Source organism: Sulfurimonas iocasae, assembly GCF_047716755.1.
Lineage (GTDB): Bacteria > Campylobacterota > Campylobacteria > Campylobacterales > Sulfurimonadaceae > Sulfurimonas.
In genome coordinates this window covers 1,789,723-1,809,264 of sequence record NZ_CP180409.1, presented here as the reverse complement: position 1 = coordinate 1,809,264, position 19,542 = coordinate 1,789,723, and the positions used below count along the sequence as shown (strand labels likewise).

General features: G+C 30.2%; 23 protein-coding genes. 6 read left to right on the top strand and 17 right to left on the bottom strand.

Going from position 1 to position 19,542, the window contains the following annotated elements; translation table 11 throughout:
• The first annotated feature begins 10 nt into the window (after positions 1–10).
• On the top strand, positions 11–652 hold the full coding sequence (locus ACLHDE_RS09125; protein ID WP_415396115.1) for a class I SAM-dependent methyltransferase: 642 nt from the start codon (positions 11–13) through the stop codon (positions 650–652).
• A gap of 109 nt (positions 653–761) precedes the next feature.
• Positions 762–1,142: a group III truncated hemoglobin gene (locus ACLHDE_RS09120; RefSeq protein ID WP_415396114.1), complete on the top strand. Its 381-nt coding sequence runs from the start codon at positions 762–764 to the stop codon at positions 1,140–1,142.
• Positions 1,143–1,167: 25 nt separating this feature from the next.
• Here ACLHDE_RS09120 and ACLHDE_RS09115 read toward each other — a convergent pair whose 3' ends face one another.
• A complete protein-coding gene (locus ACLHDE_RS09115) occupies positions 1,168–1,905 on the bottom strand; it encodes a response regulator transcription factor (RefSeq protein WP_415396113.1) in 738 nt (245 codons plus the stop codon).
• 347 nt (positions 1,906–2,252) lie between these two features.
• Between ACLHDE_RS09115 and thiS the strand changes: the two genes are divergently transcribed.
• Positions 2,253–2,453 carry a sulfur carrier protein ThiS gene (gene thiS / locus ACLHDE_RS09110; protein ID WP_415396112.1) on the top strand — a complete coding sequence of 67 codons (201 nt, stop codon included), beginning with the start codon at positions 2,253–2,255 and terminating at the stop codon, positions 2,451–2,453.
• Here thiS and acpS read toward each other — a convergent pair.
• The 8 genes from acpS to ACLHDE_RS09070 all read right to left on the bottom strand — a co-directional run bounded on the left by acpS (position 2,450) and on the right by ACLHDE_RS09070 (position 6,045).
• The gene (acpS, locus tag ACLHDE_RS09105; RefSeq protein ID WP_415396111.1) at positions 2,450–2,800 is read right to left on the bottom strand and encodes a holo-ACP synthase; all 351 of its coding nucleotides are present in this window, start codon (positions 2,798–2,800) and stop codon (positions 2,450–2,452) included. The two genes, thiS and acpS, sit on opposite strands and share 4 nt — an antisense overlap.
• Before the next feature lie 123 nt (positions 2,801–2,923).
• Complete coding sequence (locus ACLHDE_RS09100; RefSeq protein ID WP_415396110.1) at positions 2,924–3,295, bottom strand: DUF86 domain-containing protein; 372 nt, start codon at positions 3,293–3,295, stop codon at positions 2,924–2,926.
• Entirely contained in the window at positions 3,288–3,581 is a 294-nt protein-coding gene (locus ACLHDE_RS09095; RefSeq protein ID WP_415396109.1) for a nucleotidyltransferase family protein, read from the bottom strand. The genes ACLHDE_RS09100 and ACLHDE_RS09095 overlap by 8 nt, the downstream gene beginning before the upstream one ends.
• A 128-nt stretch (positions 3,582–3,709) precedes the next feature.
• Positions 3,710–4,012 carry an IS3 family transposase gene (locus ACLHDE_RS09090; RefSeq protein ID WP_415398534.1) on the bottom strand — a complete coding sequence of 101 codons (303 nt, stop codon included), beginning with the start codon at positions 4,010–4,012 and terminating at the stop codon, positions 3,710–3,712.
• 46 nt (positions 4,013–4,058) lie between these two features.
• A complete protein-coding gene (locus tag ACLHDE_RS09085; RefSeq protein WP_415396108.1) occupies positions 4,059–4,208 on the bottom strand; it encodes a transposase in 150 nt (49 codons plus the stop codon).
• Positions 4,209–4,522: 314 nt separating this feature from the next.
• Positions 4,523–5,071, bottom strand: a complete 549-nt coding sequence (gene fliL, locus ACLHDE_RS09080) for a flagellar basal body-associated protein FliL (RefSeq protein WP_415396107.1) — start codon at positions 5,069–5,071, stop codon at positions 4,523–4,525.
• Between the two features lie 52 nt (positions 5,072–5,123).
• Positions 5,124–5,780: a carbonic anhydrase gene (locus tag ACLHDE_RS09075; RefSeq protein WP_415396106.1), complete on the bottom strand. Its 657-nt coding sequence runs from the start codon at positions 5,778–5,780 to the stop codon at positions 5,124–5,126.
• Between the two features lie 4 nt (positions 5,781–5,784).
• A complete protein-coding gene (locus tag ACLHDE_RS09070) occupies positions 5,785–6,045 on the bottom strand; it encodes a hypothetical protein (RefSeq protein WP_415396105.1) in 261 nt (86 codons plus the stop codon).
• A 249-nt stretch (positions 6,046–6,294) separates the two neighbouring features.
• Here ACLHDE_RS09070 and ACLHDE_RS09065 point away from each other — a divergent pair, with 249 nt between their 5' ends.
• Entirely contained in the window at positions 6,295–7,593 is a 1,299-nt protein-coding gene (locus ACLHDE_RS09065) for an adenosylmethionine--8-amino-7-oxononanoate transaminase (RefSeq protein ID WP_415396104.1), read from the top strand.
• Here the strand turns inward: ACLHDE_RS09065 and ACLHDE_RS09060 are convergent.
• Positions 7,588–7,917, bottom strand: coding sequence for a thioredoxin family protein (locus ACLHDE_RS09060; protein ID WP_415396103.1), 330 nt, complete (start codon positions 7,915–7,917; stop codon positions 7,588–7,590). The two genes, ACLHDE_RS09065 and ACLHDE_RS09060, sit on opposite strands and share 6 nt — an antisense overlap.
• 22 nt (positions 7,918–7,939) lie before the next feature.
• Positions 7,940–8,530, bottom strand: a complete 591-nt coding sequence (locus tag ACLHDE_RS09055; RefSeq protein ID WP_415396102.1) for a class II aldolase and adducin N-terminal domain-containing protein — start codon at positions 8,528–8,530, stop codon at positions 7,940–7,942.
• 199 nt (positions 8,531–8,729) lie between these two features.
• Here ACLHDE_RS09055 and ACLHDE_RS09050 point away from each other — a divergent pair, with 199 nt between their 5' ends.
• Together ACLHDE_RS09050 and ACLHDE_RS09045 are read left to right on the top strand one after the other, a co-directional pair.
• Complete coding sequence (locus ACLHDE_RS09050; RefSeq protein WP_415396101.1) at positions 8,730–10,592, top strand: diguanylate cyclase domain-containing protein; 1,863 nt, start codon at positions 8,730–8,732, stop codon at positions 10,590–10,592.
• Between the two features lie 34 nt (positions 10,593–10,626).
• Positions 10,627–10,974, top strand: coding sequence for a macro domain-containing protein (locus ACLHDE_RS09045; protein WP_415396100.1), 348 nt, complete (start codon positions 10,627–10,629; stop codon positions 10,972–10,974).
• A 10-nt stretch (positions 10,975–10,984) separates the two neighbouring features.
• On the opposite strand, the gene ACLHDE_RS09040 is transcribed toward ACLHDE_RS09045, so the two are convergent.
• From ACLHDE_RS09040 to ACLHDE_RS09015, 6 genes are all read right to left on the bottom strand, one after another.
• The gene (locus tag ACLHDE_RS09040; protein ID WP_415396099.1) at positions 10,985–12,238 is read right to left on the bottom strand and encodes a sensor histidine kinase; all 1,254 of its coding nucleotides are present in this window, start codon (positions 12,236–12,238) and stop codon (positions 10,985–10,987) included.
• On the bottom strand, positions 12,225–12,884 hold the full coding sequence (locus ACLHDE_RS09035) for a response regulator transcription factor (RefSeq protein ID WP_415396098.1): 660 nt from the start codon (positions 12,882–12,884) through the stop codon (positions 12,225–12,227). Before ACLHDE_RS09035 ends, ACLHDE_RS09040 begins: the two co-directional genes overlap by 14 nt.
• A gap of 112 nt (positions 12,885–12,996) precedes the next feature.
• Positions 12,997–14,130 carry an MFS transporter gene (locus tag ACLHDE_RS09030; protein WP_415396097.1) on the bottom strand — a complete coding sequence of 378 codons (1,134 nt, stop codon included), beginning with the start codon at positions 14,128–14,130 and terminating at the stop codon, positions 12,997–12,999.
• Positions 14,127–17,180, bottom strand: a complete 3,054-nt coding sequence (locus ACLHDE_RS09025) for an efflux RND transporter permease subunit (protein WP_415396096.1) — start codon at positions 17,178–17,180, stop codon at positions 14,127–14,129. Before ACLHDE_RS09025 ends, ACLHDE_RS09030 begins: the two co-directional genes overlap by 4 nt.
• Entirely contained in the window at positions 17,177–18,166 is a 990-nt protein-coding gene (locus ACLHDE_RS09020) for an efflux RND transporter periplasmic adaptor subunit (RefSeq protein WP_415396095.1), read from the bottom strand. Before ACLHDE_RS09020 ends, ACLHDE_RS09025 begins: the two co-directional genes overlap by 4 nt.
• On the bottom strand, positions 18,159–19,349 hold the full coding sequence (locus ACLHDE_RS09015) for a TolC family protein (RefSeq protein WP_415396094.1): 1,191 nt from the start codon (positions 19,347–19,349) through the stop codon (positions 18,159–18,161). Before ACLHDE_RS09015 ends, ACLHDE_RS09020 begins: the two co-directional genes overlap by 8 nt.
• Positions 19,350–19,542 lie beyond the last annotated feature (193 nt).

Sequence of the window (19,542 nt, the reverse complement as noted above, 5' to 3'; positions counted from 1 at the left end):
TAAATATAAAATGTTGAGAACAATGAACATACCTATTATACAAGAACAGAAACTACGAGAAAAACATTGGGATAATATATTTCAAAAGCTTGATTATACTCAAGTGCTTTGGCATCAAAGTTCACCGCAAAAATCTGTAGAACTTATCAAAAAATATGCAAAAAATGATGCTAATATAATTGATATAGGTTGTGGAGCTTCATATCTTGTGGATACTTTACTAAATGATGGGTATAAAGATATTACTCTACTAGATACAGCAAAAACTTCGCTTGATATTGTACACTCAAGAATAAATAATGATAATGTGCAATTTATTTGTAAAGATATCTTAAATTTTAAAACAGACAAGAAGTTTGATATTTGGCATGATAGAGCAGTTTTTCATTTTTTACTTTCTAAAAAAGAGCGAGAAGAATATTTTAAGGTATTAAATAACTCACTTAAAGCTAAAGGTGTGGCTATTGTTAGTACATTTAAAGTGGATGGTCCAATTCAGTGTGCAGGGTTAGATATTGTACAGTATAACCATAAAAAGATGTCAGGTGAACTTCCATCAAACTTGATTCTTATTCAAAGCGAAGATTATGAACATATTACTCCAAAAGAGAGTACACAAGAGTATATATATTTTGTAATTCAAAAGAGATAAAGATTGTATATTCTTAAAATTTTACAATATCAAAAGAGTAGATAAGTTTCTAAGTATTTTATATATAGCTTCTGATATAATCGGACAAATTTAAATACAAAGAACTATAATGTTAACAAATGAAATTACAAAAAAAAACTTAAATAAAATGGTTGTGCGCTTTTATGCAAAAATAATAAATGATGACGTAGTCGGTCCTTTTTTTATTGAAAAACTAGGTGATAATCTAAATAATAACCTATGGAAACCTCATATAGAGCTACTTACAAATTTTTGGGCTTCTATAACTATAGGTGATCAAAACTACAGAGGTAATCCTTTAGCTCCGCATTTACACTTAGGTGGTCTTGAGCGTTCTACTTTTGAGCAATGGTTAAATCTTTTTTTTGAGACTTTAGACACTATATATGAACCTCATATTGCAGATTTTTTTAAAGAAAGAAGTACAATAATAGCTGGTAATTTTATGAGAAATTTGAGGATTGCATAACGGGTCACTAAGACCCGTAGTTTATTTAATCTGCTATAAATGGAATGATTCTGTAACCGATTCCATAAATACTTTCTAAAGAGTTTTCAGGAAGTTTCTTTCTTAGTTTAGAGACTAGCTTTCTTATATTCTGTATGTCGAGGCTTTCCTCTAACATCTCATATTGGCTTGCAATATCTTCATTTGAATAGATTTTACCAACGTGATTACTTAGAAACTGCATAAAAATTATTTCATATTTAGTTAAGTATACCATTTTGTCATTTTCAAGAAGAGAACTATTGTCTTTATCAAAAATAACATTATCGCTTAGATGTATTTTTTGAGATGATACAGACGCTATAGTTGTAGCATCTTTTTGAATCTTTCTAGAACTGTTTAGTAAAGCTCTTAATAATTCTTGATAATCTATAGGTTTTTTAACAAACTGTTCTATCCCTAGATTAATCAGAGGTAAGAGGTATTTTGTATCATCGTGGGCTGATAGTATTATCAAAAGCTGAGATGGATTAAGTTCATACAGTTTTGAAGTTAGTTCAACACCATTTAAATTAGGCATCTGGATATCACTTAAAACAATGTCATAATATTTAGAGTTTTCTTTATACTTTTTTAGTGCTTCTTTTCCATCTTCAGCACAATCAACTTTATCAAAAAAATTTTTCAATATTTCAGTTGTATTTTCTCTTAGCTCATCATGATCTTCTACAAATAAAATCGAAAGGTTCTTTGTATATTTAAGTATCTCTTTGGAATTTAACATCCTGTTCCTCTCTATATAGTTGGTTTCTCTCTACTTAGTATATCTTTTATTGGGCGTTAATTCAATAAATATGGATACAATATTAATGATTTTGCCTTAATGGGAGCCAACATGTTACAATCCGTTCTTTTAAACTCTCAATATGTTTTTTGCAGATACTATTGATGACATAAAAACCTGCATAATTTCATTTATTATAAAAATATGATGAATAGTTGATTGTTTACTTGACACAGATACTGATCCTAAGTTAAAATCAAATTCTGAATATATAGTATATGAGTTTGCAAGAGTAAAAATAATTTTGCTGTATTAGATGTATTAAAATTATATGAAAAAGAGAAAAAATGAATATTATAATAAATGGTAAAACAAAAGAATTTGATAATGAAATCACATTAGCTAAGGTGCTTAAAGAGTTGTCGTTAGAAGGTAAGGTTATGGCCGCCGCCGTAAATATGGAAATAGTGAAACAAAATGATTGGGAGTCTTACAGATTGAAAGATTCAGATAAGTTAGAATTACTAGATTTTGTAGGTGGCGGTTAATTTTTTTGTATTACAACTACTGCAATAGCATATTCGCCATCATGAGTAATTGAAACTGATGTATCTATTATGTTAAAGTTTTCAATTAACTTTTGAGAAAGTTCCAGTTTTGGAGCACCTCTATGAGTCTTAGATATCTTTATGTCTTCAAAGGCACACTCCTTGCCTATCCCCACTCCAAGAGCTTTTGAGACAGCTTCTTTAGTTGCCCAAAAACCAGAAGCGGTTTTATTGTTTTTAACAAGTTTAATTTCCTCAGGAGATAAAAATCTAAGAAGTGCTTTTTCGCCAAATCGCTCTATTAAGCGATCCATGCGAGAAGTTTTTATAAGGTCTACCCCAATCATTTACTGAACAACAAATTCTGAGTATTTTGGTAACATGAAGTCTGTCCTTTGCCCTGTATTACATTATTCTGAGTGTTTTTTATCTTTGTAAAAAAACAAGTCTGCTAAAAGTCCGCTTATTTTTTACTTTAAATCTTCTAATATAATTTCGATAGTTTTTATGAGTGTGTCTAGTTTTGTATCACATACAAAATAAATTTCTTCTGCGTCTAAATCAAAATAATGATGAGATATAATATCTCTAATTCCTTTTGCACCTTTCCAGTCAACTTGTGGATATTTTTCTAATAAGGTTTTGTTTGTAATTTTATCAATATTTTTTAAACTTTCTCCAATAGCAATCAATTGCATACAAATGCTATCTAGCTTTTCTTGACCCTCTGGAGTATCTATGAAATAATCAATACTATCAACAACCTCAAATCTTTTTGCTACAGTTTTTGAGGCATTTAATATTTGTATTAGTATCTCTACTACTAGAGACTTATCATACATATATTGCTTCTTTATCTATTCTACTCTTTAGATAAGGATTCATTCTATCTCTTATTCTAACTATATCTATAGAATTAGATAAAAGCTTTTGAAGCTCTTCTTTTATATGTACTAATACAAACATATCAGGAGTTTTTGTTTTAATACAAATATCAACATCACTATTTGAAGAAGCTTGATTTCTTGCAACAGAACCAAATAAACCTAGTTCAACAATATCATACTTATTTATATTATTTTTTTTATAATTTTTAAGTATATTCAATATTTCATCACGATTAACCATAGCCTCTCCTTTTTATAGATAGCATTATTATATCATATTTACTACTTACTGCGAAAGCTTACAAAATGTAATGAAGTAAGTCATGGATGAGTCAGCAAATGATAGTGCGTTAGACTTTATATTAAAGCTCAGTAATTTAGATAAAATAATATGAAAGTATTATGAGATTTAATAGGGTTGAAAATGCTAAAAAGTATAATGGTTGCCTTTTTCAAGACCAGTAAAACAACTTTTCTTATTTCACCTCTATACGATACTTCCGGTAACGGTTTTTCTCTCCTTGAGTCTAAATTATTGATTGCTTGATAATAAACTTCATTTGGAGTTTTGTAAGCAATCGCTGAATGTAATCTTTTTTTATTGTACGAGTTCATATATTTTTTTATAGCTCGGTTTAAAGATTTTATGTTTTTATATTCATTCAGATAAATCTCCTCGTACTTGATACTTCGCCAGAATCTCTCAATACAAATATTATCAGTAGCTCTGCTTTTTCCAATTTCTTAAACTCAAAGGTAAAACTCCATATGCACTTGCTATTTTATTAACAGTTTTTTCACCCTCTAAAACTTCCAGTACCAATTTAGTTTTAAAATCTGCACTATAACTTTTTCTTTTTACACTCATATTTAATCCCTATATTTTCTATTTAAATTTTAACATTTTAGAAATAAGAAAACAAATTTTACTGGTTCTGATTTAGGGGTTCATTATACTAATAATAAATACTTTATCCACTACTTTTTTTTCATCATTTATTATTTCTTTATAGAAAATACCAGTATAAGAAGTGGGGATTTTTTGGCTTAATAATGTCATGTAACTACCTTCTAAGTCCACTCATTTCGCTGAAAATGGGGTATTTTAGATTAAATATGAAGATAGTTAAATATAGAAAAACCCCTATGTAAAGGGGCTTGTAAGGGTTTGGTTAAATTTGCTTACTGAACAACAAATTCCGTAAAGTATATACCTTTGATTCGACCATCTGAGATCATAGCATTGAGAGTGTCCATAATTTGTTCACTAATTTTTTGCTTACCTTTTTTAGAAGAAATCTCTTCAAGTGATTTTGAAGTTAAAATCCTTATAACTCTGTCTCTTAGTACGGGAGATTTATTATCTAGTTCCAAACTTAGTTCATCACCTTCTAGCTCTAAAGACATAGTAACTTTTAAGTAACGACGACCTGCATCACTTTTTAAGTTTACAGTAAAAGTATCTAGTGGGTATAAGATACCGATATCGTTTAGTTTTCGAGAGTCAAGGTAGTTTCCAGAACTTCTTTTAGCTTGTGAATCACTTCTTTGCTTAGCTTGTGGAGCAGACTGATTTGTAGCAGCTTCATCATCACCACCCATTAAGAGTAGAGCTACAACAGCACCACCAATAATTATAAGTATAAGAACTACGATGATGACAATCATCAACATATTACTAGATTTTTTCTCCGCGGGTGCATCTTCTTCTGTGCTTTGTTCTTCTGCCATCTATTTTCCCTTAAATTATAATAGTGTTAGTATATCGGAATTTATAAAATATTTATAAATTATCACTTGATTGTGCCAAATCTTTTAGTGGTAAAAACTCACAAGCATCTGCATTGTAATAGTCAATATTACCAGTTTCTATGTCGTAGTACCATCCATGAATAGATAGTGTACCGGCTTCAAAACGAGTCTTGATAATTGGATATGTTAAAATATTATCTATCTGTTTCATTATAGAGAGTTTCTCTGTTAAACGTAATAGTTCTTCTTTTGGAGCATCTGCACCAAGACTAAGAATAGCACTTGTTTTTGCACTTTTTCCAAGTTCAAGCCATTTTTTTGTGTGGATAAGTGATGGGTCATCAATCTCTTCGTAAAGACTACTACATGCCCCACAGTGAGTATGACCGCATATTATCACTTCTTGAACTTTTAAAACGCTAACTGCATATTCAATTCCAGAAGCTGTTGCATGATAATCTTCATCAGGTTTGTATGGTGGAACAAAGTTTCCTACATTCCTAATGACAAACAAATCACCAGGAGCAGATTGAACCATTAAGTCAGGTATTACTCTAGAATCAGAACAGCCAATAAAAAGAGCCTTTGGACTTTGCCCACTTCTTACTAGTTTTAGAAGGGATTCTTTGTTCTTTTTAAAATAAGATTTAAAAAGTTTATTACCCTCTGCGTATTCTTCTAAATTCATTATCTTAGATACACTTTTTAATTTCTAAAGCTTTTATTATTTCTTCAAAAATAGTGCCAACTTCACGATTATTATCACCAGAATACTCTACAACTAAAACTTCTCTACCATTTGATATACTTGTTGTATGTGTTTCAGGCTGTATTTTATGTTTTATTATTATTTTTTCAACACAAGAACATACTTGTTGTTTCTCATTTGTGCCTTCGTAAGCTAATGATAATCGTACAAACTTTTCTTCACTTCTGAATTCAGCATCTATCATTGATATCCTTTTATTGTATTTATTTTAAAATTATAGTCTATTATATTGTAATGTAGCTTTATATAATGAATAATTAACTCAATTTTTGCACATAAAATATAACTATATATAAATAAATAACATATTGTTTTCAGACTTATTTTATGAAGAAGAACTTATAAAAAATAGAGTGACACAATATAGCTAGAAACACTTTGTTTTAAGATATTGTTGTATAGAATGGCATCAGAATATTATGAGGCTATTACTATGAACAATTTAGAACTTAAAAACAGAGACTTGGATGTATTATGGCATCCATGTACTCAGATGAAAGACCATGAGACTCTTCCTCTTACTCCAATAAAAAAAGCTTATGGGGTTTACCTTGAAGATTTTGAGGGCAATAAGTTTATAGATGCAGTAAGTAGTTGGTGGGTAAATTTATTTGGTCATACAAATCCTTATATTAACGAGAAAATAAAAGAGCAGTTAGATACTTTAGAACATGTCATACTGGCTGGTTTTACTCATGAACCGGTTGTAAAATTATCTGAGCGTTTGGTAAAGTTAACACCAGAGGGCTTGGAAAAATGTTTTTACTCAGACAATGGTTCTAGTGCTGTAGAAGTTGCTCTAAAAATGAGTTACCATGCACATAAAAATGACGGTAAAGTTGCAAAAGATATCTTTGTCTCACTAACAAACTCATATCATGGTGAGACTATAGGAGCTCTGAGTGTAGGTGATGTAGAGCTTTATAAGCAAACGTATGAGCCACTTTTACTAAAGACTATACAGACAGCTGTTCCGAGTGATATGAGTGTTGAAGCAGCTAGAGCTGCCGCATCTGAGTTTGAAGAGTTATGTAAGCAAAGAGCATCTGAAATAAGTGCAATTATTTTAGAGCCTTTAGTTCAAGGTGCCGGTTATATGCATATGTATCATCCTGAGTTTTTAGTCCTTGTTCGTGCTATTTGTAGCAAGTATGATGTGCATTTAATAGCTGATGAAGTTATGGTTGGTTTTGGTAGGACGGGAGAGCTATTTGCATGTGAAAAAGCCAATATTACACCTGATTTTATAGTTCTATCTAAAGGTTTGACAGCTGGTTATCTTCCTCTATCAGTTGTGCTGACAACTAATGAGATTTACGCAAAATTTTACTGTGACTATGGTGAGCATAAAGCATTTTTACACTCTCATTCCTACACGGGAAATGCACTTGCTTGTGCTGCTGCAAATGCAACACTAGATATATTTGAAAATGATAATGTTGTTGAGAAAAATAGAGTCACTGCAAAGTATATGAGTGATAAACTTCAAAAGTTTAAAGAGCTGCAAAATGTAGCATCTATAAGACAAACAGGAATGATATGTGTGGTTGAATTAAAAGGTTATAAACCAGAAGAAAGAATAGGTTTAAAAGTTTATACTCATGGACTTAAAAATGGAGTTTTACTCAGACCTCTTGGGCATGTAGTATATTTTATGCCTCCTTATATTATTACAAATAAAGAGATAGATAAAATGATGGATACAGCCTATGAGGCTATAAAAGGATTATAGTTTAGACTCTATAATCCTTTTAATGTCTTCAGAGAGAATAACACCTTCGCTTTCATGTAAGATTTTGTCTTTATTTTCAAATATAATCATAGTAGGAAGTTGATAAATATCATAGGCTTCTGCAATTTCTGGAGACTGATTACAGTCAACTGATATGATTGATATATTTTCAATCATATCTTCGAGCTGTTCTAATTCCATCTCTAATGCAGAACATGCTTCACAAAATTCTGAGCCGAATTTTAGTATTACTATTTTACCCTTACTAAATTCTTTGTCTATCACTGCTTGAAAATCTTCTTCGTCAACTTCAAATTGTGCCATTTAAATATTTCCTTTTAAATAATTAATCAAAATTAAAATCTCTTTGAGAGCCATCAAGCATCAATAGTCTGCAACTTTTTTCTAAAATAGCCAGCTTTTTTGCCATCTCATGCATATCTCTGTTAAATGCATAAACTCCATAACCACGTATAACCATGATGTTTGTTTTATTTGTTTGAAAATAGTAAGCTATTTCACTTTGTGCTCTATCATACCAGTTTTCAAACTGTTTTGGGTCAACTATTTCAATAGAACCAAGCTCTTTAAAACCAAAGTAGTCCTTTGGAGTAATTATATTGTGTTCAAGTGAGTAAGCAGTAGTAAATGGAGGCATTGTAAAAGATACAAATTTAGCATCTGATATTTGGGAGTAGATGCTAAAATGAATACTTGAATCTATACTTGCTTGGTTCCATCTATAATCTTTTTTGAAATATAACTCAATCAGAGAATTTTCGTCAATAGCGTCAAAAACAGCTTCTTTTGTATTTATAACAAAACGATTTGATTCTGTTTTTGCAGATAGAGAACCATGGTAGATGCCAAAGAAGTCTTTTCTAAACATAGACAAGGCCAAAGTTGATAGTTGGTTTTTTAAGTGTTGTCTGTTCATTTTACTGCATCTACCTTTATGATTTTTGATAGTTTATCATAAATCATCTTTTAATATCTTGGCATATTTAAGTTCTATATTTTTATGTAAAATGTTTCATATGTTGATATTTATTGTATTTTTCATCTATTGTGGTCACATTTCAAAAACTATAAGTAAATATATATAATAATAGGGAAATATAATTAGAAGGTTTTTAATGTTTAGACTAAATCTTTATCTTCCTCTTATACTTGTTACTATACTAATGGCACTGCTTACTGTAGTCGCAGTTATGTACACCCAAGAGAATTTTATTCATAAAAGTAAAGAGAGTACATCCAGGCAGTTTACAGATGACTTGAATGAAAAAGTAAGTGCAGAAGCTGACATAATTAGTGAATATATAGACTTTATTCAAAATAGAGATGAAATTACAAAACTTTTTTTGGCTCAGGATAAAGAAGAATTAAATCACTCTATAAAAAAAATATATACTAGGTTAAATAGAAATGTAGATCTTACTCATATGTACTTCATTAAAACTGATGGAAGGGTACTTCTTAGAGTTCATGATTATGAGAGAGATCAAGATATTATTGATAGAGTTACATTTAAAAAAGCAAAAGAAAAAGAGTCCCTATTTTATGGACTCGAATTTGGTCCAAAGAAAAATTATACTCTTCGTGTTGTAAAACCATGGATAGATAATGGAAAGATTATAGGTTATATAGAACTTGGAAAAGAGATAGATAAAATTATAAATGAAATCTCAACATCTTTAAAATCAATGATCTATATTGCGGTAAAAAAAGAGGTGTTTTTAAATGCATCTGAGTTTGTTAAACATAGACTTCTAACAAAAAAGCAAACAAAAGATTATTACATCGTCTACAATACTTTCACAATTCCAAAAGAGATGGAATATATACTAAGTGGTAATTTAATTTATGGAGATATAACTCATGAAGGTATTGATTATTTTGTCTCAAAAGAGAGACTTGTGGATGTCTCAGGCAAGGAACTTGGTTACTTTGTTTTTTTAAGTGATACCTCTATAGAGCATCATATTATGTACGCTTCTATTGAAATATTAAGTTTAATTATTTTACTAATAAGTGTATTATTGATTGGTGGAGGATATATTCTAATTAAAAAAAAAGAAAAGAGTATTTACAGATTAACATCTAAACTTGAGAAGAAAAAAAATGATTTAACTCTTTTTAACAATAAACTTCAAAAGCTTTTTGATTTCCAAGAAAATATTATTGTTTTGACTAATGGTAAGTCAATTATAATGGCAAATCAGGCTATGTTGAATTTCTTTAGATTTAATAATATTGATGATTTTGTAAAACACCATAAATGTATATGTGAAAAGTTTGTGACAGATGATAATTTTTTTAATTTGGACAAAGTAGATGAAGATGAAAACTGGATTGAGATCATTAAAGCATTGTCAGAAGAAGAGCGAATTGTTGCAATGCTTGATTCTAATTTGATGCTACACACATTTAGTGTCTCAGTAGGTCAGTTTGAAGAAGGAAGTTTTATAGTTTCTTTTACAGATATTAGTAATACAATGATTGAACACTCTAAATTAAAAATAAAAGCTACTCATGATAAACTGACCGGAACTCTAAATAGAGAGTTTTTTGATAACAACATTAACTCCATAATAAAAGATGTACAACCAAAAGAACTTGGAGTTATTATGTGCGACATAGACCATTTCAAAGATGTAAATGATACTTATGGACACAATAGAGGTGACATAGTATTAAAAGACTTTACTACTGTCATCAGGGACTCTGTACGTGATACGGACTATCTAATAAGATGGGGTGGAGAAGAGTTTATTGTTCTTATGAAAGTAAATTGTATAGACTCACTTGAAAAAGCCACTGAGCATATACGACAGAGTATTGAGAACTATCACTTTGAAGAGGTAGATAACATCACAGCTAGTTTTGGTATTACACTATACATACAAAAGGAAGAGATTATAGATACTTTAGAAAGGATTGATAAAGCTCTTTATAAAGCAAAAGACAACGGAAGAAATCAAGTGCAGGTCATATAGTGAATCAACATGAACTTTAAAATAAAGTTGGGAAATGGTATATCAGAGGGCTTTAGAGAACATTGTGGAGGAGCTTCTTTATGAGATTAAAAAAAGAGTTGGTGATATAGAGCAGGGAGATGTAATCATATCAGGTTCTGGAACTGCTACAAACTTTGAGTACGCTCTTCATGTTGTGGTTATGAATTACAGCAAAAGTTTTGAGTCTTCTTATCCAACATATATGCAGATGCAACATGCTTTAAACTCTATGATAAGTATAATCAAAGTTAGAGTCAAAAACGAAGACATAAAAAATCCAAGTGTAGTTATACCACTACTGGGATGTGGTGTTGGAGGGTTAAAAAAAGATTATTATAAGTTTTCTATAAAAGAGTTTTGAAGAAGATTGTTTATATATTAACTGTAACTATCAAGCCTTGCTTTAAAGAAGAGTCAAAAGTTAAACTTCCTTCATGTAATTCAACACTATTTTTCACTATACTAAGCCCCAGACCAGAACCTTTAATATACCGAGACTCATCAACTCTATAAAATCTTTCTGTAATTTTGTGAGAGTGCTCTTCTGATATTCCAATACCTTCATCTTTTATGGTAAATACAATTGTATCTGCTTGATAAAGTTCAATAGAAATATTCTTGCCCTTTGGAGTATATTTTATTGCATTATCAAGTAAGTTAGAAAAAATAGAGTTAATTAGGATAGGGCTTGCATTTAATGAAACTACTTCTATTTTCTTAATATCTAAATGCAAATTTTTAGCTTTTAATTGTTCCGCGTACTTATCAATACAACTTAAAAGCATAGAGTCAAGATTACATATCTCAAATGATTCTCTAATATTTTCTTTAGTATATTTTGTGAGGAGCAATAGTTGCTCAACAATACTTTGTATCTGTTTAGATTGTTCAAAAATAGTCTGCATACTTTTTTCATACACTTTAGGTTCTCTAATTTTTCTAAGAGTAATTTCTATCTCTCCTTGTATTACAGTCAGAGGAGTTTTAAGTTCGTGGGATACATCACTATTAAATCTATCTAAACTCTCTACCTCATTTCTCAACCTTATTATCATCTTATTAAAAGACAATACGAGTTCTTTTATTTCATCATTTTCTTTAGGAAGTGCAATATTGTGTGAGAATTTTGTGACTGAAGTACTATTTGTTGCTTCTATGAGTTTATTGATAGGCATTAAAATTTTATCTATCATTTTACTAGCTAATAGTATCAAAACAAGTAGTAAAATAGGTACTAGCAATAAAAGTACATCTTGAAACTCTTCAATCTTATTATCAATATTAGTTTTATACAGAAGAAAAAAAGTATCTTTTTCTTTAGTAATATATAAGGCATCTATATAATCATCATCATCCGTATGTTCTATAATAAAAAAATCGTTATCTCTATTTAAATAATCTTCAAAATTTTTAAGAGTAAAATTATCACTATGCTTGATAATTTTATTTTCTTTTACAATTGCAAAGTCAATATCTTGTGCCATTTTATGCATTTGAGCTTTGATACTACTGTTTATACTCTCGTTTAAAAAGTAGTTAAATGCCAAACTAAACAAAACTAAAACAATGGTGCTTCCACTACCAAACCAGAGTAATATTCGTCTTTTTAAGCTATGTTGTTTCAATTTTATATCCTAAACCTCTACTGCTTTGTATAAAATATTTACCGAGTTTTTTTCGTAAATGATAGATTGTCACTTGAATGACATTTGAGTTGATATACTCTTGGTTGTTCCAAAGTTGTTCTTCAATCATTGCATTTGAAACCATTACATTTTTATGCTGTATCAAAAACATTAAAAGCTCATATTCTTTAGCAGTCAAGGGTACTATCATTTTATCGATTTTAACAACTTTATCGCTAATATTTATAGTGGCATTTTTTACTTGTACTTCATTCACTCCGCTTGAAAGACTTCTGCGGTGCAGTGCTTGTACTCTAGCTTCTAACTCTTCAAAAGAGAAAGGTTTTGAGAGATAGTCATCTGCTCCTACATTTAAACCTGATATTTTATCTTTTGTTTCACCTTTAGCACTTAACATAAGAGTTGGAGTGGTAATCTTATTCTTTCGCAGTGAACTTAATATTTTTATACCACTTTTTATCGGTAACATCCAATCTAAGATAATTACATCGTACCTATTGGTAGTAGCTAAATATTCACCATCTTCACCATCAGTTGCACTATCAACAATATAGCCATCTTCTTCAAACCCTCTTTTTAAAAGGGATAGAATATTTTTATCGTCTTCTATTATTAGTATTTTCATCACTAAATTATACCCTTGATTTTATTTTTAATTCTTCATCCTCTATGCTGCTTTTTGCTGATTATCAGAATTTATTCTAAATTCTACTGCATAACCTCGAAAAACTTTTTCATCACTGTTTTTTTACCAGAATAAGCAATAAAAATGTTAAAGCCAACATACCAAGTACACTAAAGACGACAACACTTTCAAATCCATATAATTTCCAAATATAACCAATAACAAGAGCACCCAAAGCACTTGAAATAGCTACCCCACCATAAAACACACCAAATATAAAACCCTTGGAATTAGCATATTGAGATATATATGCTCTGATAGCATTAAGACTCAATACTGTAAAAAGTCCTAAAGTTATGAATGCTATCCAAAGGTTTATTTGTACCGTTACAACAGAAATGATAGCAAACACAAAAGAGAGTAGCAATATTTTGAAATTTCCTAATTTATCACTTAAGACACCACTATAATAACTCGTCAATGTTTGAATAGCTGTAAAACTCATCACAAAAAGAGGAATCATTTCTAATGAATAACCACTCTCTTTTGCCCTTAAAATAAAAAATTGTTCACTCATTAAAAAAAATATGAATCCAAAGTAAATAAAAAGCATAGGCAGGAGCTTATAATCTTCTCTATTGATTACACTGCTTTTGTTAGTTACATTTTTTGGTACATCTTTTACAAACACAAGTGCTATAAAAGTTGCGATAAGTCCAGGGATAAGTGTTAATTCAAATATTAATCGAATACTATTTTCATCTTTACTGAAGTAGATGAAAATTAGATAGATAATAAAAGCTCCACTAAGTTCGCCTGCTATATCCATCATTTTGTGAAAACCAAATGTTTTTCCATGTTCTTGTTTTTTGGAATAGCTACTAATGAGTGAATCTTTAGAAGCACTACGAACAGCTTTTCCCATCCTCTCTACACCACGCAGAAGCCCAACACTCATAAATGTAGTTGAAAATGCGAGTAGTGGTTGTGATAAGGCAGAGATAAAATAGCCTGTAACAACAAATGGTTTTACAATATTATACTTATCGCTCAGATAGCCAAATAAAATCCTAAAGGCATAGGATATAAATGTTGCTATTGCAATAACAATACCCAGTTTATCAACGCCTTCATGTAATACATAAACCATAAATATAGGAAGAATTGTCATTAGCATACTGCTAGCCATATCTGCAAAAAAACTAACAAAACCTAAAAAAACTATATTTTTGTTTATACTTCTCACCTTTTAAATCCTATAAAATGAAAAAATAGAGGAATAATGTAGAGGTTAACTATAATGGCAAAAAGTAATCCTCCCATAATGGCAATGGCTAAATTTTGAATGATTTGAGTACCACTTCCTATAGCCAAAGCGATAGGTAAAAGTGCTAAAGCATTTGAGATCATTGTCATAAGTATTGGTTTTGCACGAAAAGCTAAAGCATTAAGCTGTTTTTCTATCTCATCTTTTTCATTGTTAGTATTCATACGATAAAAATCAAAGATGAGTACATTATTATTTATAACAATACTTAGTACTATTAAGATACCCATAAATGCCATAATATCTAAAGAGCTATGTGTAAGATAGAGTGCTAATAAAACACCTGTTGATGTGAGTGCTAATGCCATAAGAATAGAGAATGCAATTTTGAGTGAGCTAAAATGTAGGAGAAGTCCGATAAAAATGATAGAAACAGCAAGTAAAATTACAAAACTCATCTCTTTAAAAGACTTTTGTTGTTCTTTATAAAAGCCACTAATATCTGTTGTTATATTATCAGGAATTTTTGCATTTGTGAGGGTGGTTTTTATCTCACTTACAACTTTACTCATATCATTCCCTTTAAATCTAATACCAAGAATACAGACAGGAGAGAGGTTGTTGTGAGTTACTTCCGACACTTTATTTTCATAGTGAATTTCTGCAAGTTCTTTGAGAGGTATTCTCTGTTTTAAGACGGGAGAATAAATTTTCAAATCTTTTTTTAGATACTCAATAGGATCAATATTTGGACGGCTCATAAGTACTCTTAGGTTTGTAAGTTTCTCACCATTTGCAATAGAAGCGACCACTTCACCATAGTAGAGTGAACGAATTTGAGTTCGTATCATATTTTCATCTATACCATATCTTGAGAGGGCAATACTTTTAGCTTTTATGTTAATCGAAGGTGAAGCATAAGAAGTCAAAATATTAACCTCTTCAACATCTTCTAGATTTCGTAAATCTTTTTGGAGTTTATAGCCTTCCTCTATAAGCTCATCAGGATTTGAACCAAATAACATAACAGCGATGGGAGCATCAGCACCCATAATATCTCCAAGTCTATCTTCAAGAACTTGGGATAAGCCAAGTTCTATAATATTAGGAACGCTCTCTTGTATTTTTAATCTAAGTTCATCAATAATCTCAAAGCTATTGCGTTTATGATTAGCTTTTAGAGTAACAAGAAAGTCTCCTTGATTAACAGGTTTAAAAAGTCCTCCTAAGCCTGTGCCAATTCGCATAGTCCACCCCTCTACCTCTTGAACTCCACTAATAATTTCACCAATTTGTTTAAACTCTTCATTTGATTGAGAAAGTGTAATATCTGTTGGCATTACTAAATCTATAACAATATTTCCCTCATCCCACTCTGGTAAAAATGTAGATGGAGTATGAAGATAGAGATAGGCTGAAGTTGTAAGTGATATTAAGATGATAGGCAATGAAATCCAAGAGTGTTTAAAACTTTTTCTTAAAAATTTTGTATAAAGAGTTATGTATTTTTTCATAAAATCTTCGTGTTTATTTTGCTCTTTTGGAAGTGCTAAAAATGCAATAATTGGCGTTAAGAAGATAGCTATAATTTGTGACACAAAGTATGTGATAACTAGTACAGTTGCTAGTTGCTTAAAAAACTCTCCAACTATACCACTTACAAGTAATAAAGGTATAAAGATAAGAATAGACAGAGCAGTAGATACACTCATGATGGGCACTATTTCTTTTACACCTTTTAGTATAGCATCTCTTTTAGTCTCACCATTTTCATAATGTCTTTCAATATTCTCTATGACTATAAGCATCTGGTCTATAAGTCCACCAAGAGCAGCAACCATACCACCTAGAGAGAAGATATTAAAGTCAATACCTATAAGTTTCATACCTATCATGGTTATAAAAAATGTAATTGGTATGATAAAAAGAGCTACAAGAGAAAGAGTAAACTTTCTTAAAAAGAAAAAAATGATAAGAACTGCTATAAAAGAACCAAGAGCTATGGCATCAATAACACTTCCAACTGCACTATTTATAAAGTCTGTTCCATCATAATATTTTTCTAAATGTATCCCATCTTTTGCAAATTTAGCATTAAGTTCATTGACTTTAACATTGAAATTATTTTGCACATCTATTGAGTTTGCATTGGGTTGACGAAGAAGATTAAAGATAACACTGTTGGTGTACTTACTTGAAGCACTATATTGCTTTATTGGGTTTTGACTCTCAAGCATTACTGCGATTTGACTTAGTTTGATACTTTTACTATTTCCTAAATCAATACTCAATTTCATAAGTTCATTTGCATCGGTTCTTTTTTGATTAAGCGATAATATATACTGAGTATATTTACTATCAATAAGTCCAAGAAAGTCTATACTATTTTGAGCCTTTAATTGTGAGATAATATCATCAATGTTGAGATGGAACTGTGCTACCTTTTTACTGTCAAGAACAAGTTTATACTCACTCCAAGCAGGAGATTTTATCTGTATATCATAAACGCCTTCTACTCCAAGCATTACAGGTTTAAGCTCATAGTAAAGTTTTTCAGTAAGTTTTGCACGAGAGATATTATCTGAACCAATAGCATAAATGGAAACAGGATATATACTTGGTGTGGCTTGTCGGATTGTTACAGTTGCTCCAGCACTTAAAGAGTTTTTTATATCTGCAACACGAGCTTGCACAAGTTGATAGGCTAGATAAGGATCTATATTCCAGTTAAAATAGATATTAATATCTGTCGTTCCAACAGAAGTGGAAGAGACTATTTTTTCGACATCTTGAACAGTTTTTAGTGCTTCTTCAGCTGGTTTAGTGACACCATAAAGCATTTGTGAAATTGGTGAGTGTCCATTATCTATACTCACTTCAATACGAGGAAAAAATATATTTGGCAAAACACCTTTTGCAATAGTAAAAGAGAGTTTATATCCAACACCTGTTAAAAGAGCAATGATAAGTAAAATTGCTAGTTTATTTTTAAGAATGTAGAGATAGAAACCTTTTTCTTTTGGTTTCATTTTACGATTACCTCTAAATCGTCATGAAGCATATAACTGTTTTTTACAGCAATTTGATTTTCTTTATCTAAAGTATTTTTTATAAGTACACTATCCACCATATCTTTTAAAATTTCTACATATTTCATATGTGCTATCCCATCTTTTATGATGTAAATTGCTGGATGATTTTCTACTAAAACTATAGCCTTTTTTGGAAGAGTTAAACCATTTAAAGACCTAAGATAAATAGTTGCATTTACTTGTAAGTTAAGAGGGAGACTATTTTCAGGTTCTGCCATAACTTCTAAAAGGTTGTTTGTACTTGTAGGTAAGATATTTATAATAGTTGCAGCTGTATTTTTATAACTACTTTGGATATTTGCTAAAGTACCAACTTTAAGTTTATCTGCATAGGCGCCATCCACAAAAAGTTTTATGAGACTCTTTTTACTTATGAAATTCCCTAGAGCTACACCATAGTTTATGTAGGAGTTTGAAGCTACTAAGTTTGTAATAGTTCCATCTTCTAATGCATAAATTATAGAATTATTTTTCTCTAATTTAAGTATTTCATACTCATTATTTAAAGTTTGGAAGTTCTCTTTTAATTGTTCATTTATTACTTTTTCATTTAAGTAACTATTTTTAGAACCAACTCCCAATTTAAACATATCTTTGGCATCGTCTAGTTTTATTTGTTGAAAGTTCATCTCGTTTTTTATAAGAGAAAGTTTCGTTTTTAAGAGTTTTTGTGTTTGCTCTCTTCTCTCATCTGAAATTTGAGCGATTTTATCGCCTTTAAATACATTTGAATTATTCTTAACAAAAAGTTTAATAACACCATTTGCTTTTGCAGTAATTACATTTTTATTTTGGGCAACTACTACACCATCTACTTCAACACTTAAAGCTTGTTTGTTTGGCTCTGGTTTTATTACAGTCACCTCTACAGATGCGGCAAAAAGTGTTGTCGCAATATAAGCTAGTAAAATTATTTTATTCATAAATTTTCCCTGATGAAATAGCATTTAAAGTAGTAGCTTTTGAACTCTCTTGATACTTCATAGCAATGATTTGCTCTTTTATATTAAGTGTTTGAGTCAGCACTTGTACGTAGGTATTAAAATCAACATACTGTCTCAAAAATGCTATTTTTATAGTTTTTTCACTTTTGCTATAATCATCTAAGCTCTCTTGAAGTACAGTTAACTGTTTTTGTGCATTTAGATAATCTTCATAAAGTTTTGTATACTCATTTTCTCTGTTTATTTTATACTGGGTAGTTTTACTTTTTTGTGTAAGTGCTTGGGCTTTAAATGCTTGGGCTTGTTTAAAATCACCACCGTTTAATGGTATATGCAATCCAATATTAAAAGAGTAGTTGTCTCCATATCCTGTTGGATCGCCTAGCTGTTGATAAGCTACTCCTGCTATAACATCAGGTAGATAGCTGTACTGCAAACTTTTTGCTTGTGTATTTAATCTTTGTGCGTTTATATCATTTATCTTTAGTAATGGATTGTATGTTAAGAATTCCTCTTTTGAGTAAAGTAGTTTAGTCTGTTTTAAAGTTGGGATAAGCTCATTTGGAGCATACAGTTTAAGTTGTATTTGCATCTTGCTCAGTTGGGACTCTTCACTAATCATTTTTGTTTTCAAAGCTGTAATAGTATTTTTAAACCGTAATAAATCAATACTTGTTATTGCACCACTCTGTTGCAGTATCTGAAGTTTTGTATATATATTTTCTTGTTCTATTATTAGTGCTTTATGAAGTGAGAGTTGCTCGTCTATTTTATGATATTGTGCTAGCATATCTATAAGAGTAATAAATAGTTGTTCTTTTTGTAAGTTTAGAAGAGATTTTTTTTCTTTTAAATTAAGAGAGAGTTCTTTAACTTTATAACTTCCTTTTCCAAAAAGGTCTAAAGTATCGTTGATAGCTACATCAATTGTAGTAAATGAACTACTTAAAGTTTTTGCTTTTGTATTTGCATAATTGGCATCTAGTGCAAAGTTTGTATAACGGGTGTAATTTACACTCTCTTTTGATATATCATTTGCATTTTTATATAAAGAGTAAGTTCTGTCATATTGTAATGTATTGAGTACATTTTTATAGTAACTCATTACATCAGCATTTAAAACTAAACTCAAAAGAGATATTGTTATCATGATTTTTATCATTTTACTTCCTACTCAAACTCAATTCCAATCTTCGTCATTGTTTGGAACTTGGCTAGCTAATAGTGATAAGTTTGCAAGGATAGTTAAGGTGCTAAGTCTGATAAATTGTTTCATAGTATGTTCCACATATATTTTATACAATTATGGGATTTTAAAATGAAATGAAAATGAAATAATTCTGTGTAAGCATAAT